Annotated in this window: 11 protein-coding genes; 6 read left to right on the forward strand and 5 right to left on the reverse strand. The window is 65.8% G+C overall.

What is annotated here, in order from left to right; all coding sequences use genetic code 11:
* The first annotated feature begins 41 nt into the window (after nt 1–41).
* From ACVILL_RS07145 to ACVILL_RS07155, 3 genes are all read left to right on the forward strand, one after another.
* Nucleotides 42–1,532: a sigma-54-dependent transcriptional regulator gene (locus ACVILL_RS07145; RefSeq protein ID WP_456728426.1), complete on the forward strand. Its 1,491-nt coding sequence runs from the start codon at nt 42–44 to the stop codon at nt 1,530–1,532.
* 306 nt (nt 1,533–1,838) lie between these two features.
* Complete coding sequence (locus ACVILL_RS07150) at nt 1,839–4,196, forward strand: L,D-transpeptidase scaffold domain-containing protein (RefSeq protein WP_456728427.1); 2,358 nt, start codon at nt 1,839–1,841, stop codon at nt 4,194–4,196.
* A gap of 265 nt (nt 4,197–4,461) precedes the next feature.
* Nucleotides 4,462–6,060, forward strand: coding sequence for a DUF882 domain-containing protein (locus ACVILL_RS07155; RefSeq protein WP_456728428.1), 1,599 nt, complete (start codon nt 4,462–4,464; stop codon nt 6,058–6,060).
* Between the two features lie 122 nt (nt 6,061–6,182).
* On the opposite strand, the gene ACVILL_RS07160 is transcribed toward ACVILL_RS07155, so the two are convergent.
* The 3 genes from ACVILL_RS07160 to ACVILL_RS07170 all read right to left on the reverse strand — a co-directional run bounded on the left by ACVILL_RS07160 (nt 6,183) and on the right by ACVILL_RS07170 (nt 8,862).
* Nucleotides 6,183–7,949: an adenylate/guanylate cyclase domain-containing protein gene (locus tag ACVILL_RS07160; RefSeq protein WP_456728429.1), complete on the reverse strand. Its 1,767-nt coding sequence runs from the start codon at nt 7,947–7,949 to the stop codon at nt 6,183–6,185.
* 162 nt (nt 7,950–8,111) lie between these two features.
* Nucleotides 8,112–8,384, reverse strand: coding sequence for a DUF2312 domain-containing protein (locus ACVILL_RS07165; protein ID WP_050422683.1), 273 nt, complete (start codon nt 8,382–8,384; stop codon nt 8,112–8,114).
* A 175-nt stretch (nt 8,385–8,559) separates the two neighbouring features.
* On the reverse strand, nt 8,560–8,862 hold the full coding sequence (locus tag ACVILL_RS07170; RefSeq protein WP_050422684.1) for a DUF1244 domain-containing protein: 303 nt from the start codon (nt 8,860–8,862) through the stop codon (nt 8,560–8,562).
* Nucleotides 8,863–9,059: 197 nt separating this feature from the next.
* On the opposite strand from ACVILL_RS07170, the gene ACVILL_RS07175 reads away from it, so the two are divergent.
* Nucleotides 9,060–9,671, forward strand: coding sequence for a DUF1036 domain-containing protein (locus tag ACVILL_RS07175; protein ID WP_456728430.1), 612 nt, complete (start codon nt 9,060–9,062; stop codon nt 9,669–9,671).
* Nucleotides 9,668–11,104: a pyruvate kinase gene (gene pyk, locus ACVILL_RS07180; RefSeq protein WP_456728431.1), complete on the forward strand. Its 1,437-nt coding sequence runs from the start codon at nt 9,668–9,670 to the stop codon at nt 11,102–11,104. Before ACVILL_RS07175 ends, pyk begins: the two co-directional genes overlap by 4 nt.
* Nucleotides 11,105–11,116: 12 nt before the next feature.
* Here the strand turns inward: pyk and ACVILL_RS07185 are convergent, their stop codons facing one another.
* Complete coding sequence (locus ACVILL_RS07185) at nt 11,117–11,545, reverse strand: OsmC family protein (RefSeq protein WP_456728432.1); 429 nt, start codon at nt 11,543–11,545, stop codon at nt 11,117–11,119.
* An 84-nt stretch (nt 11,546–11,629) separates the two neighbouring features.
* Nucleotides 11,630–12,304, reverse strand: a complete 675-nt coding sequence (locus tag ACVILL_RS07190; RefSeq protein ID WP_456728433.1) for a TetR/AcrR family transcriptional regulator — start codon at nt 12,302–12,304, stop codon at nt 11,630–11,632.
* A gap of 445 nt (nt 12,305–12,749) precedes the next feature.
* On the opposite strand from ACVILL_RS07190, the gene ACVILL_RS07195 reads away from it, so the two are divergent.
* Entirely contained in the window at nt 12,750–14,246 is a 1,497-nt protein-coding gene (locus ACVILL_RS07195; RefSeq protein WP_456728434.1) for a hypothetical protein, read from the forward strand.
* Nucleotides 14,247–14,340 lie beyond the last annotated feature (94 nt).

Here is a 14,340-nt window from a genome sequence, read left to right on the forward strand (position 1 = left end):
CCCCGATTCGAGACAAATAATCGTAGCGTGCGGGGAAAACCATGGCTGCCACCATTTTGATCGCCGATGATGACGCAGTACAGCGTCGTTTGGTTGAAAACATGGTGCAGAAGTGCGGCTATGAGCCCCTCGTCGTGGACAGTGGCGACGCGGCGATAGCGGCCCTGACCGCATCCGAAACGCAGGCGATCGATGCCGTCGTGCTCGACCTCGTGATGCCGGGCCTCGACGGTCTCGGAGTCCTCGCAAAGATTCGTGAAGCTGGTTTGACCGTCCCGGTCATCGTGCAGACCGCGCATGGCGGGATCGACAACGTCGTGTCGGCGATGCGCGCCGGTGCCCAGGATTTCGTCGTCAAGCCGGTCGGGTTCGAGCGGCTGCAGGTGTCCCTGCGCAACGCCCTCAACGCCTCGGCACTGAAGGGCGAATTGCAGCGGATCCGCCACAGCCGCGAGGGCCGGCTGACCTTCTCCGACATCATCACCCGCAGCGAGGCGATGGCCGGAGTGCTGCGCACCGCGCAGAAAGCCGCATCCTCGACGATTCCGGTGCTGATCGAGGGTGAATCCGGCGTCGGCAAGGAACTGTTCGCGCGCGCTATCCACGGCAGCAGCGAGCGCAAGGCCAAGCCGTTCGTGGCGGTGAACTGCGGCGCGATCCCGGACAATCTCGTCGAATCGATCCTGTTCGGCCATGAGAAGGGCGCCTTCACCGGCGCCACCGAGCGCCATCAGGGCAAGTTCGTCGAGGCCCATGGCGGCACGCTGTTCCTCGACGAGGTTGGCGAATTGCCGCTGGCCACGCAGGTGAAACTGCTGCGCGCGTTGCAGGAAGGCACGGTTGAAGCCGTCGGCGGACGCAAGCCGGTCAAGGTCGATGTCCGCATCATCTCGGCGACCAACCGCAAGCTGCTCGATCTCGTGAAGGCCGGCCAGTTCCGCGAGGACCTGTTCTATCGCCTGCACGTGCTGCCGCTGACCATTCCGGCGCTGCGGCAGCGGCGCGAAGACATTCCGCATCTGTTGCGGCATTTCCTGGCGCGGTTCTGCGCCGAGGAGAACCGCAGCATCACCGGCATCAGCGGCGATGCGATGGCGCATCTGGCGCAGCTCGACTGGCCGGGCAACATCCGCCAGCTCGAGAACACGGTGTATCGCGCCGTGGTCATGAGCGACGGCGACCAGCTTGGGCTCGCCGACTTCCCGCAAGGGTCAGCGCATCCGGTGCCGGACGGGAAATCCTTGCAGGGCGAGCCGCTGGTGGTGTCGCCCTCCACGGCGCCCGCCATGATCTCCGGTAATGAAATACCAGTTGCGACCACCCTCCCCACCGCCGGCGGCCTCTCGATGCTCAACGCCGCGGGCGAGGTGCGCCCGCTAGAAGATCTCGAGAACGAGATCATCCGCTTCGCGATTTCGCATTATCGCGGCCAGATGTCGGAGGTCGCACGCCGCCTCAAAATCGGCCGCTCGACCCTCTACCGCAAGCTCGACGAAGCTGCGGCTGGCACGCGCGCAAGCGACGCGCCCTAGGTCTGGGGCCGACAAGGCCATACCAGGGAACCTTTTGAACCGTGTCGTGGCGGTGACAGACAAAGGCTGTGCCGCGTGGCAAAAACGCAATGGCCCGAGCGAAATCAGCCGCTTCGAGGTCAGTTTGTCGTGAGTTGCCCCGCATGGCGCTGGCTGCATAAGAGGGGCAAATGTATCGTCTGCGTTCGTTGCGTGCAGGCATGCGAGTCGATTGAGGGGCCGGCGCTTCCGCGCAAGCTGTGAAACCGAATACTGATTTGAACTGTTCCGCTTGATGACGGGCAGTTCCACCCAGGGGGTGAGAAAATGCGTGACTGTTCGAACAACCGTCGGGGATTTGACCGCGTCTTGATGGCCGTCGCGGCAACCTTCCTCACGGTGTCGGCGACCTCGGCCTTCGCACAGGACACGCCCGGCTCCAGCGCCGCGGAACTCGCAATCGACGCCGCGATCCCCCGCCCCGAACCGGCCAACGTGCCGCCTCCGACCGCAAGCGATTTCAAGGCCGACACTACCGCCGCGCTGCCCGATGCAGCCAAGCCGGCCGATGTGAAGCCCACCGACGTGCAGGCCACCGAGGCCAGATCTGCTGACACCAAGTCCGCTGATACCAAGCCCGCTGACACCAAGCCGGTCGACGCAAAGCCCGCAGAACCGGGCACAGCGGCAAAGTCTGTCGAGCCGAAGCCGGCCGATGTCGCCACTGCGCCGGCGACGAAGCCGGCCGATGCGCCCAACACCGATGCATCGAAGACCGATGCACCGAAGACCGATACCGCCGTGGCACCGCCCGCAGCCGCGCCCGCGACGGCAACTGCGCCTGCCGCGAGCCCCGCGCCTGCAACGGCCACGGCGCCCGCCGCCGTTCCTGCGCCCGCGACGGCCGCAGCTCCGGCTGCCGAGCCCGCCAAGGCCGCGAGCAATGTTGCCCCCGAGGATCAACCGGTCGCCGACAAGCTGCGCGACCTGCTCGCCAACAACAAGACGCTGCGTCCCTTCGATCGCAAGAACGAGCGCGCGGCGGCCGAGAAATTCTACTCCACCCGCGACTACGCACCGGTCTTCACCAAGGCCGGAAAGCTGACCGACGCCGGCAAGGGCATCATCGCCCGCCTGAAGGACGCGGCCGCCGACGGCCTCGATGCGGCAGACTATCCGGTGCCGGATTTCACCGCGGCGACCACCCCCGATGCGCTGGCCGACGCCGAGCTGAAGCTCGCGGCCAGCATGCTGGACTATGCGCGCCAGGCCCAGAGCGGCCGCATGCACTGGTCGCAGGTGTCGGCTGACATCCTCTATCCGGAACACCCGATCGATCCGGCCGAAGTGTTCACCAATGTGACCTCCGCCAAGGACGCGTCCGCCGCGCTCGACGGCTACAACCCGCCGCAGAAGCTCTACAAGGAATTGAAGAAGAAGCTCGCCGAGCTGCGTGGCGTAGGCGACGGCGCTGTCATCACGATCGCCGACGGCCCGGCGCTGAAATACGTGCCGGCGCGCAAGAAGCAGGCTGCGGTCGAGATGGACGATCCGCGCGTGCCGGACCTGCGCAACAAGCTCGGCGTCACCGAGAATGCCGACAGCACGAAGTATGACGCGACCGTCGCGCGCGCCGTGGAGAAATTCCAGAGCAGCGTCGACCTCAAGCCATCGGGCGTTCTCGACGAGCGCACGGTCAAGGCGCTGAACAATCCGAAGCGCGACCGCCAGATCGACACCGTGATCGTCAACATGGAGCGCTGGCGCTGGCTGCCGCGCCAGCTCGGCGCCGCCAATGTCGGCAATGCCTATGTGATCCTCAACATCCCCGACTACACGCTGAAGGTGATGCAGAACGGCGCGCAGGTCTGGTCGACGCGCGTCGTGACCGGCAAGCCCGGCCAGCACGCCACGCCGCTTCTGACCGAGACGATGAAGTACATCACGGTCAACCCGACCTGGAACGTGCCGCCGTCGATCATCTACAACGAGTATCTGCCGGCCCTGCAGCAGGATCCGACGGTGCTGCAGCGCATGGGATTGAGGCTCGAGCGCAATCGCGACGGCTCGATCCACATCTCGCAGCCGCCGGGGGAAGCCAACGCGCTCGGCCGCATCCGCTTCAACTTCCCGAACAAGTTCCTGGTCTATCAGCACGACACGCCGGACAAGTATTTGTTCGCCAAGGACGAGCGCGCCTTCAGCCACGGCTGCATGCGCGTGCAGAATCCGGATCAGTACGCGTCGGTGCTGCTCAACATCGCCGAGCCGAACCAGCACTACACGCCGGAGCGGATCCGCAGCATGTACGGCTCGAGCGAAGTCGATCTGAAATTCCCGACGCCGATCCCGGTCAACATCACCTACCAGACCGCGTTCGTGGACGATGCCGGCAAGCTGCAGATCCGAAGGGACGTCTACGGCCGCGACGCCGCCATGCTGTCGCTGCTCAGGAACAGCCGCGGCAAGGATCTCGAAACGGTCGTCGCGCATGCCCAGCCGAGCTATTCGCGGCCGCCGAGCAGCAGCCTGCCGCCGGGCGTCAACGTTGCCGGTGAAAGCAGCGTCTTCGGATCCTCTGGACCGAACTTCTTCGAGCGCCTGTTCGGGGGATTCGGCCAGCCGGAGCCGCAACCGGTCCGCCGCGGCCAGGCCCAGCAGCAGCGCCGGGTGATCACCCGATAATCTGCTTCGCCGCCCGATTACGATAAATTTTGAAGCAAAATCAACGATCTCGCTCAAAAAGCGAGATCGTTTACGTTAACCATTTCGGGCCTCGGCCGGGGAACAGGGCTATCTTTTGCCACACTCGCCCAGTTAGTTAAGCCTAACTTGGGGGCGGGTCGGTAAACCTCGGTTAACCCTCCCGCTTTAAGAAAGCGTTCACCGTCTTTCGCAGGGGGTCTGCGAAAGATGCCGACCGAACGCTCGTCGACTGGGTGGGCTCATAGTGCTGGCTGTCTTCGCACGCCGCTGCAATCCGCTGTCGCTGCCTAAGGCCGGATACCAAGTCGGCCTGACTGCGCTATTGCTGTTGGCGGGCGCCGGATCGGTGCACGATGCGACCGCGCTCAACCAGACCCGCACGCTCTCCTTCCACCACACCCATTCCAACGAAGACCTCACCGTCACCTTCAAGCGCGATGGCCGTTATGACGAAGCCGCGCTGAAGCAGCTCAATCATTTCCTGCGCGACTGGCGTTCCCAGGACGAGACGGTGATGGACCGTCACCTGTTCGATATCCTCTGGGAAGTCTATAACGACGTCGGCGGCAAGCAGCCGATTCAGATCATCTCCGCCTACCGCGCCCCAGCCACCAACGCCATGCTGCGCCGCCGCTCCTCGGGCGTCGCGCGTCACAGCCAGCACATGCTGGGGCATGCGATGGACTTCTTCATTCCGGGCGTGCCGCTGGAGCAGATCCGCTACGCCGGCCTGCGCCTGCAGCGCGGCGGCGTCGGCTTCTATCCGACTTCGGGCTCGCCGTTCGTGCATCTCGACACCGGCGGCATTCGCCACTGGCCGCGCATGACACATGACCAGCTGGTCAGGGTGTTCCCCGATGGCCGCACCGTGCATGTCCCGAGCGATGGCACGCCGCTGAAGGGCTATGAGCTCGCCAAGGCCGACATCGAGCGCCGCGGCAATGGCGACGATGCCGCGACCATCAGCAGGCCGAGCCCGTTCGCGAAGCTGTTCGGCGGCGGCAAGTCGAGTGACGATGAAGACGAAGGCGCGGCTGCTGTGAACGACAAGCCCGCCGCAAACACCGTGGTTGCGGCCGCGGCCCCTGCCAAGTCCGCCGATCCGATTCCGCTGCCGCGCGCGAAGCCGCAATTCGCCGCCGCGATCCAGCTTGCCGCCGCCGACGCGCAGCTCGTTCCGACGCCGAAGGCCAAGCCGGCCGTGCAGACCGCCGACGCCGACAACGCCGAGCAGAAGCCGCAATCGCCCGCCGACATCATCAATGCCCGCGGCTTCTGGGGTGACGAGGATGCCGCGCCGAAGCAGGCCACGGCCGCGCAGATTGCCGCGCTGAAGGCCCGTGAAGCGGTTGGCGGCTCCGATCCGCAGACCACCGCCAGCGCGACTGAAAACTTCAACAAGGCGCTCGCCTATGCGCCGGCTGCGTCCTCGCCGGTCGATCGCGCCAACGTCGTCGCGGCGACCGCGCCGATCCCACGCAATGTGCGCCCGACGCGCAATGCCGCGGCCCCCGCCACCGAGATCAACACCGTGGTGGCGAAGGGCGCGCCGGGCGAGGGCGTGATCACCACGTCGACGCGGATCTCGGCCGCCAGGGGCAACGATGTGTGGATGCGCGTCGTGATGCTGGCACCGAGCGCGAGCAGCGGCATGCTGACCACGGTACTCGGCGACACCGACATGACCCTGATGCGGGCCCATTTCGTGAAGCCGCAGGCCTCGGTCGCCATGACCTTCTCGGACGATCCGATGATGGGCATGACCTGCGATCGTTTCTCGGGCTCGGCGACCGCCCTGCTGACGACCCAGTCGTTCGTGCTGCGCACCGCTTCGCTGCGCTAGATCGTAATGCGTTTCCACGGAAACGCATCACGATCTCATCTCTTTGTTTGAGCATGATCTTTTCGGAAAACCGGTTTCCACTTTTCCGGATCATGCTCTAGCTCTTCCCCGAAACCTGTCGATCAGGCCGGCAGCCCTGCCTTGAGCAGGCCAGCCTCGTAGCGCGCCCGGTCGGGCTCGCGCTTGTAGTGCTGGGTTGCCAGATGCGCGGCGACCGAGAAGGCCGGCTCGCGCTTCAGCACCTCGGCCGCATGGGCTGTGGCGGCCACCGAATTCCCCATCTGCGCCAGGGTCGCGGCAAGGAAGGCGTGATGGGTGTGATCGGGCCGGGTGATCCGCGAGAAAGCCTCGGCCGCGTCGGCGTATTTCTCGGCGCAATAGCAGGCCCGGCCGAGATGGCTCCAGAAGCGCTCCGGGTGATACGGATTGAGGCGCATCGCCCGCTTGATCCAGTCGATGCCCTCTTCCGGCCGCCCGAGCCAGGTCAGCAGCTCACCCTGCTGCACGACGACAAGATCGTAGTTCGGATTGAGTGCGAGCGCGCGCTCCTGATGGAAGGCTGCCTTGTCATGGTCGTCGCGGTTGAGATTCAGCGCGGCGAGGATCCGGTGCACGTCGCTGTCGTTGTCGTCGAGCTTGAGCGCGATCTCGAGCTCTGAGGACACCTGCGCGAACGTCGCGTCGCGATCGGTGCACCAATTGTAGACCCAGGTCTGGCCGAGCACGCAGGCGCGCCAGGCGTGCGCATGGGCATAGTTCGGGTCGAGCACGATGGCGCGTTCGAGCAGGCGCTGCGCCTCCGCATTGTCGTCTCGTGCCGAGCGATGATGCAGCACCTTGGCGGCGAGCACGCACTCATAGGCCGCCATGTTGTCGGTCGGCTTGCGCTTGACGCGGTCATGGGCCGCAGCCTCGACGCGGCCCGGCAAGGTCGACACGATCGCGCGCGTCATCTCGTCCTGGATGGCGAAGATGTCGGCGAGTTCGCGGTCATAGCGCTCGGCCCAGACATGCCGGTCGGCCACGGCGTCGATCAACTGCACCGTGACGCGGATCCGGCCGCCCGCCTTGCGCACGCTGCCTTCCAGCACATAGTCGACCGCGAATTCCTTGGCGACGTCCTGCACCTTCACGGCCTTGCCCTTGTACACGAAGGTCGAGTTGCGCGAGATCACGAGCAGATCGTGGAAGCGCGACAACTCGGTGATGATGTCCTCGGTAAGGCCGTCGGCGAAGAATTCCTGCTCGGGATCGCCGCTCATGTTGACGAGCGGCAGCACCGCGATCGACGGCTTCTTGGCGACCACGGGGGCCGCCGTCGCGCCCTTCGCCTGTTCGGGAGCGCTGCCGGACTCCGATTCGAGGCGGACGCGGAAGACCCGGATCGGGCGCGCGATGTTCTTGACCGTCTGGTCGCCGAGATCCTCGAAGCTCAGCCCCTCGAGCCGATCGCCGACCTGATCGCGGACCGCGCCCGAAATGCAGATGCCGCCGGATTCGGCCAGCGTCTCCAGGCGGGACGCGACGTTGACGCCGTCGCCGAAGATATCGGCGCCGTCAACGATCACGTCGCCAAGGTTGATGCCGATGCGAAACTGCATCCACCGCGCCGGCGCGACGTCGGCATTTCGCTTCGCCATCCGGCTCTGGATCTCGGCTGCGCACAGCACCGCATCGACGACGCTGTGAAATTCGACCAACATGCCGTCGCCGGTGGTCTTGATGATGCGGCCGCGATTCTTGGCGATGGCCGGATCGATCAGCTCGATCCGATGGGTCTTCAGGCGCGCAAGGGTGCCCGTCTCGTCAGCCTCCATCAGGCGGCTATAGCCGACCATGTCGGCGGCGAGGACGGCAGCGAGCCGACGCTCTGGTCCTGGCACGTCCATCTGAACGATCTGCCCAGTTACCTCAGCGGCAGTCTAGCAAATCCGGGGATTCCACCCAAGCCTCGAGGCAGCCGCGGAAGCAGCCTTTTGAGTACTGCCTTGGAAGCACAGCCTTGGCCGGGCGCCTTGGCGATGCGAGCCAGAGGCCAGCCCCCTGCGGCCTCAGAGCATCCCCAGCGCCTGCATGTAGGTCTCCAGGATGGTCTCCTGCTCCTGGCGCTCGTTGGCATCCTGCTTGCGCAGGCGCACGATGGTGCGCAGCGCCTTGACGTCGAAGCCGTTGCCCTTGGCCTCGGCATAGACGTCGCGGATGTCGTCCGAGATCGTCTTCTTCTCTTCTTCCAGCCGCTCGATGCGCTCGATGATGGACCTGAGCTGGTCCTTGGCAAATCGCGTTGCGGGCTCATCCTGAACGGCGGCAGACGTGGTGGCCATCGCGTACTCCTGAAATGGCAATTGAAAGGTCGCGCGAATACGCGCCACGCGCACCGCTTGTTGCGGGCGACCCTCGATTTTGGAGCCCGTTCCGTCAAGGAAACATCGCGCTCATCCACAGCGCGCCCACAGGAGATGCAAGCGGCCCCGGAACCGACGTCACACAGGCTGGGATTTAATGGCCGCTTTGGGCCTTCTTCATCGCCGCAAGCTGCTCCGGCGTCGCGCTGCCCTGATACTTCGCCTTCCACTCCTCGTAGGGCATGCCGTAGACCGCCTCGCGGCTCTCGTCCTTGCTCACCGCAAGGCCCTTGGCGTCGGCCTCTTCCTTCATCCAGTTGGACAGGCAGTTGCGGCAGAAGCCGGCGAGGTTCATCAGGTCGATGTTCTGCACATCGGTCCGGTTGCGCAGATGACTGACGAGGCGCCGGAAGACCGCGGCCTCGAGCTCTGTTCTGGTTTTGTCGTCAATACTCATTTTCGTGATCCCGATGTGTGGCGCCCACCATATTGATATCAGGTGGGAATTGTCACAGTTTTTGCCATATCGGCGCGCAAGACGGACCGGTCCGGCCACACTTGCCTCGATCCCACGGCGTGGGAGATGGGCGCCCGCCCGTTGACAGTGCCTGCCGGGCACGCGAAATCGTCAATGATTTGATATAGCTTCCCCGCATGAGCCCAAAAGATTCTCTCGCCTCAGCTCCCCGCACCATCCGCCTGATCCTGGCCGGCCTCGCGCCGGTGCTGGCGCTCGTTGCGACCTGCCTGTGGACGAGCCCGGCGGCCGCCGATTTCCGGCTCTGCAACAACACCTCGAGCCGCGTCGGGATCGCGCTCGGCTACAAGGACGCCGAGGGCTGGACCACCGAAGGCTGGTGGAACGTGTCGTCGCGGACCTGCGAGACCCTGCTGCGCGGCAATCTTGTTGCGCGCTACTACTACATCTACGCTCTCGACTACGATCGCGGCGGCGAATGGTCCGGCCAGGCCTTCATGTGCTCACGCGACAAGGAATTCACCATCAAGGGCACCGAGAATTGCCTGGCGCGGGGCTTTGACCGCACCGGCTTCTTCGAGGTCGACACCGGCGAGCAGCGTGCATGGACCGTCCAGCTGACCGAGGCCAACGAACAACAGCCGCAGAAAGTACCGGGAATGCCGGGCGGCATGGCCCCGGGAAGCCCCGGGGCGATGCCGGGCCTGCAAAACCCGCCGCCGGGCGCAGCGCCTCCGGGCGCGTCTGGTCTGCCGCCAGCCGCAACGCCGCCCGGAAACAAGCAATGAGACGCCTGCGTCGAATCAAGATCCTCGCAACACTCGGCCCGGCCTCCTCAGACAGCGCGATGATCCGCAAGCTGTTCGAGGCGGGTGCCGACGTCTTCCGCATCAACATGAGCCATACCCCGCATGACAAGATGCGGGAGCTGGTCAAGACCATCCGCAATGTCGAATCGAGCTACGGCCGGCCGATCGGCATCCTGGTCGATTTGCAGGGCCCGAAGCTGCGGCTCGGCGCGTTCGCGGAAGGCTCGACCCAGCTCAAGAACGGCCAGAGCTTCATTCTGGATTCCGACAAGACGCCGGGCGACAACAGCCGCGTCCAGCTTCCGCATCCGGAGATCCTCGCCGCGCTCCGCCCAGGCCACGCGCTGTTGCTCGACGACGGCAAGGTGCGGCTGATCGCCGAGGAAACCTCGCCCGAGCGCGCGGTCACGCGCGTGGTGATCGGCGGCAAGATGTCGGACCGCAAGGGCGTCAGCCTGCCCGACACCGACCTGCCGGTCTCCGCGATGACGCCCAAGGACCGCGCCGATCTGGAAGCCGCGCTACCCGAAGGGATCGACTGGGTCGCGCTGTCCTTTGTGCAGCGTGCCGAGGACGTGGTCGAGGCCAAGAAGATGATCCGCGGCCGTGCCTCCGTGATGGCCAAGATCGAGAAGCCGCAGGCGATCGACCGCCTCGCCGACATCATCGACGCGGCGGACGCGCTGATGGTGGCGCGCGGCGATCTCGGCGTCGAGCTGCCGCTGGAGCGGGTGCCGAGCCTGCAGAAGCAGATGATCCGGATGGCGCGGCGCGCCGGCAGGCCGGTGGTGGTCGCGACCCAGATGCTGGAATCGATGATCCAGGCGCCGGTGCCGACGCGTGCCGAGGTCTCCGACGTCGCCACCGCGGTCTACGAAGGCGCCGACGCCATCATGCTGTCGGCGGAATCCGCCGCCGGAAAATTCCCCGTGGAAGCGGTCTCGACCATGAACCGCATCGGCGAGGAAGTGGAGCGCGACCCGACCTATCGCAGCGTGATCAACGCGCAGCGCGTCGATCCCGAGCCGACGGTGGGCGACGCCATCGCCGACGCCGCGCGGCAGATCGCCGAAACGCTCGATCTGTCGGCGATCATCTGCTGGACATCGTCCGGCTCGACCGGCATCCGCGTGGCCCGCGAACGGCCCAAGGTGCCGGTGGTTGCGATCACGCCGAATCTCGGCACCGGCCGCAAGCTGTCGGTGGTGTGGGGCGTGCATTGCGTGGTCGCCGAGGATGCCCACGATCTCGACGACATGGTCGACCGCGCCGGTTCGATCGCATTCCGAGACGGTTTTGCCAAGGCCGGCCAGCGCGTCATCATCGTCGCCGGCGTACCGCTGCGCGCGCCCGGCACCACCAACATGCTGCGCATCGCCTCGGTCGGACCGAAAGGCGACGCGCAGATCTGACAAGCGTCGCGATCAGCCCTGCAACGACGCGTCGAGCGTGATCTTGGTGTTGAGCAGCTTCGAGATCGGGCATCCGGCCTTGGCCTTGCCCGCCAGCTCCTGGAACGCCGCGTTGTCGGCGCCCGGGATCTTTGCCGACACCGTCAGATGCACCGCGGTGATGGCAAAGCCGTCGGCGACCTTCTCCAGCGTCACGTCGGCCTTGGTCTCCATATGCTCGGCCGTGAGCTTGGCTTCGCCGAGGATCAGCGACAGCGCCATCGTGAAGCAGGCGGCATGCGCCGCGCCGATCAGTTCTTCGGGGTTCGAGCCGGGCTTGCCCTCGAAGCGGCTGGCGAAGCCGTAAGGATAATCCGAGAGCGCGCCGCTCTTGGTCGAGATCGCGCCCTTGCCGTCCTTGATGCCGCCCTGCCATTTGGCCGAGCCATAGGTCGTCGTCATTGCGTTGCTCCCTGAGATTGGTCGAACCCAGCCCACAAGCCTACAACGCGAATTCGACGGAAAGTGTTCGACGTGCTGGCGGCGTCAGGCGCCGACCAGCGCCTTCGCCGGTGTCGTCGCCTGCACCACGAGACCGCGCGCACGCGCGTCCATCACGCCGACCGCGCGCAGCGCAAGCAGCGTCACGGTCTGCACCGCATCACGCAGCTTGATCGGATCGTCGAGATTGGCCGGCGCCAGCGGGCCGACCAGCGCCTCGTGCAGCGCACCGAGCAGGGCGGTGGCGGCCAGCGCCGTATCCTGCGCCGGCAGATGGCCGGCACGGACGGCGGCATCGATGCGCAGCGCGAGCTCGCCGGAAATATCGCGGCGGCTGGCGAGGCGCGAGGCGGTGACGTCGACATCGACCGGCTCGGCCAGGATGCCCCAGGCGAGCTTGCGCTGCGACAGCACGTGGACCGCGATCGTCGTCACCGCGGCGGCCAGCGCCGAGGACGGCCCCGGCGCGGCATCGGCGGCGCGCCGGATCGCGGTCAGCTCGTCGCGCGAGACCTCCGTGATCAATTCCGAGATCAGCTCGGCCTTCGACGGGAAGTAGCGATAGACCGTGCCTGCCGCGACATTGGCCCGCACCGCGACCGGTGCGATCTGGACGGCCGCCATGCCGCCCGCCGCCGCCGCGTCCCGCGCAGCCGACAGGATGGCGCTGCGCCGCGCGGCCAGCCGTTTCACGACCTGATGTGTTCGCCGGTAAACCATGGCGTTCCGTCCCCCCACGGCGTGCCCCGGCCGGCGCCCACCGGCAGAGAACCCACGCGTCTTCAATGTTTTGCACGATTGATCCCGCAATCGTCCGAAGAAGTGAACACCTATTCAGACGGGATGACAAGCTGGAATTGTAAGGATTTTGCGACAGCCGCGTTCCACCTCCGATTGAGCCAAGGACGCTCCGGGCGCTCGGATGCACTGGCCGGCCGGCATCGGACGACAGGTCGCCGGCAGCCGGCAATGCTCACGATCGGATCGGGGCCGGCGATGATAAATCGCGCGCTAACATGATCGCTCGCAATCGAGACATCCGATCTCGCGCGCTCGCGACGTCGCGGCCGCATTTACCCGAATTTATCGGAAGCCATGGTCGAGTGCGCCCGACGTCACGCATGGCGTTGCCTCTGGATGCACCCCGGCCGAACCAAGAAAGCGCATGTCCCTCTCCATCACCAGCAGCGTGAGCAGCCGTGGCGCAGCGCGAGGCCTGCTGCCGCTATGCGCGGCCGTGGGCGCCTATCTGTTCTATCTCTCGGCCGGCGAGATCCTGCTGCGCGATTCCGACACGGAGTGGCAGATCAAGGTCGGACAGTGGATCCTCGAACACGGCGCGATGCCGACCACTGACGTGTTCTCGTTCACCCGCTTCGGCGAGCCTTGGATTTCGAGCTCGTGGCTGTCGCAGGTGGTGTATGCCCTCGTCTATGGCGGCGACTGGGCCGGACCGGTGATCGTGACGTCGATCGCGATCGGCGCGACGGCCGCGATCTTCCTGCAGCTGTTGAGCCCTTACTTCGATCCGGCGCGCGCGCTGCTGATCGCGGCGCTGGCGCTGCTGTTGTCGACGATCCACTTCTTCGCGCGGCCGCACGTGCTGGCGCTGCCGGTGCTGCTGGCGTTCATCGGCGGCCTGATGGCATCAGCGGATCGCCGCACGGCTCCGTCATGGTGGTTGCTGCCGCTGATGGCGCTGTGGGCCAACCTGCATGGCGGCTTCGTTCTCGGCCTGGCGCTGATCGGACCGATCGGACTGGAGGCGGTGTGGAGCGCTGAACCCGGCCGCCGCCGTCAGCTTGTCGTGCGGTGGGGATTGTTCGGCCTTGCGGCGCTGGCTGCGAGCTGCGTCACGCCCTACAGCTGGAATAGCCTGCTCGGCGCGACCAAGATCCTCAGCCTCGGCAGGCTGCTGACGCTGATCGGGGAATGGAAGCCCGCGGATTTCAGCCAACCGACCTTCTTCGAAGCCACGCTGCTCGGCCTGATCGGCCTGGTCTGCTACCGCAGGCTGACCCTGTCGGTGCCGCGAATCCTGCTGCTGCTCGGCCTGATCTGGATGGCGCTGAGCCATGTCCGCAACATCGAGGTGTTCGCGTTCATCGCACCGCTGGTGCTCGCCAAGCCGATATCGGAACAATGGGGGATGGCAGTCGTCGCCGCCCGCTTCGAGGAACGCCGCACCTTCCCCTTCGTCACGCTCCTGGCTGGGATCGCGATGGTGATCGGCGCCTGGGTGACCACGACGACCTTCGTCGCGCAGCACCAGTTCAAATTCCTGCCGGTGTTCTGGCCCGCCGCCGCGGTCGACGCCCTCCAGCAGCACAAGGCGCAGCGCGTGTTCAATACTGCGCCATTCGGCGGCTATCTGGTGAGCCGCGACATCAAGGTGTTCATCGACGGCCGCGCCGAGCTGTACGGCGAGCAGTTCGTGCTCGACTATTACGCCGCGCTCGACGCCCGCGACGTCGGCCAGCTGCTCGACCTGCTCGACAAGTACCGGATCGACGCCACGCTGCTGAGCTCGGACTCGCCGGCCGGACACGCGCTCGATCATATCAAGGGCTGGAAGCGGCTCTACAAGGACGACATCGCCGTCATCCATGTGCGCTCGGACGACAAGGCCGGCACGGTGCCGGCTGCCGGGAGTTCGAACTAGCCGTCAAGGATTCGTCGGCTCGAGACCAATTCCGTCATGGCGAGCGAAGCGAAGCAATCCATTGGACCGCATACGCGGACGGATGGATTGCTTT

Source organism: Bradyrhizobium sp. USDA 3364 (assembly GCF_054056355.1).

Bases quoted from the DNA above. Each gene is read 5' to 3' on its own strand.
- ACVILL_RS07175 (WP_456728430.1), top strand. From the start codon at position 9,060: ATGAGCCCAAAAGATTCTCTCGCCTCAGCTCCCCGCACCATCCGCCTG.
- ACVILL_RS07165 (WP_050422683.1), bottom strand. From the start codon at position 8,384: ATGGCCACCACGTCTGCCGCCGTTCAGGATGAGCCCGCAACGCGATTT.
- ACVILL_RS07190 (WP_456728433.1), bottom strand. From the start codon at position 12,304: ATGGTTTACCGGCGAACACATCAGGTCGTGAAACGGCTGGCCGCGCGG.
- ACVILL_RS07185 (WP_456728432.1), bottom strand. From the start codon at position 11,545: ATGACGACGACCTATGGCTCGGCCAAATGGCAGGGCGGCATCAAGGAC.
- ACVILL_RS07145 (WP_456728426.1), top strand. From the start codon at position 42: ATGGCTGCCACCATTTTGATCGCCGATGATGACGCAGTACAGCGTCGT.
- ACVILL_RS07195 (WP_456728434.1), top strand. From the start codon at position 12,750: ATGTCCCTCTCCATCACCAGCAGCGTGAGCAGCCGTGGCGCAGCGCGA.
- ACVILL_RS07150 (WP_456728427.1), top strand. From the start codon at position 1,839: ATGCGTGACTGTTCGAACAACCGTCGGGGATTTGACCGCGTCTTGATG.
- ACVILL_RS07170 (WP_050422684.1), bottom strand. From the start codon at position 8,862: ATGAGTATTGACGACAAAACCAGAACAGAGCTCGAGGCCGCGGTCTTC.
- pyk (WP_456728431.1), top strand. From the start codon at position 9,668: ATGAGACGCCTGCGTCGAATCAAGATCCTCGCAACACTCGGCCCGGCC.
- ACVILL_RS07160 (WP_456728429.1), bottom strand. From the start codon at position 7,949: ATGGACGTGCCAGGACCAGAGCGTCGGCTCGCTGCCGTCCTCGCCGCC.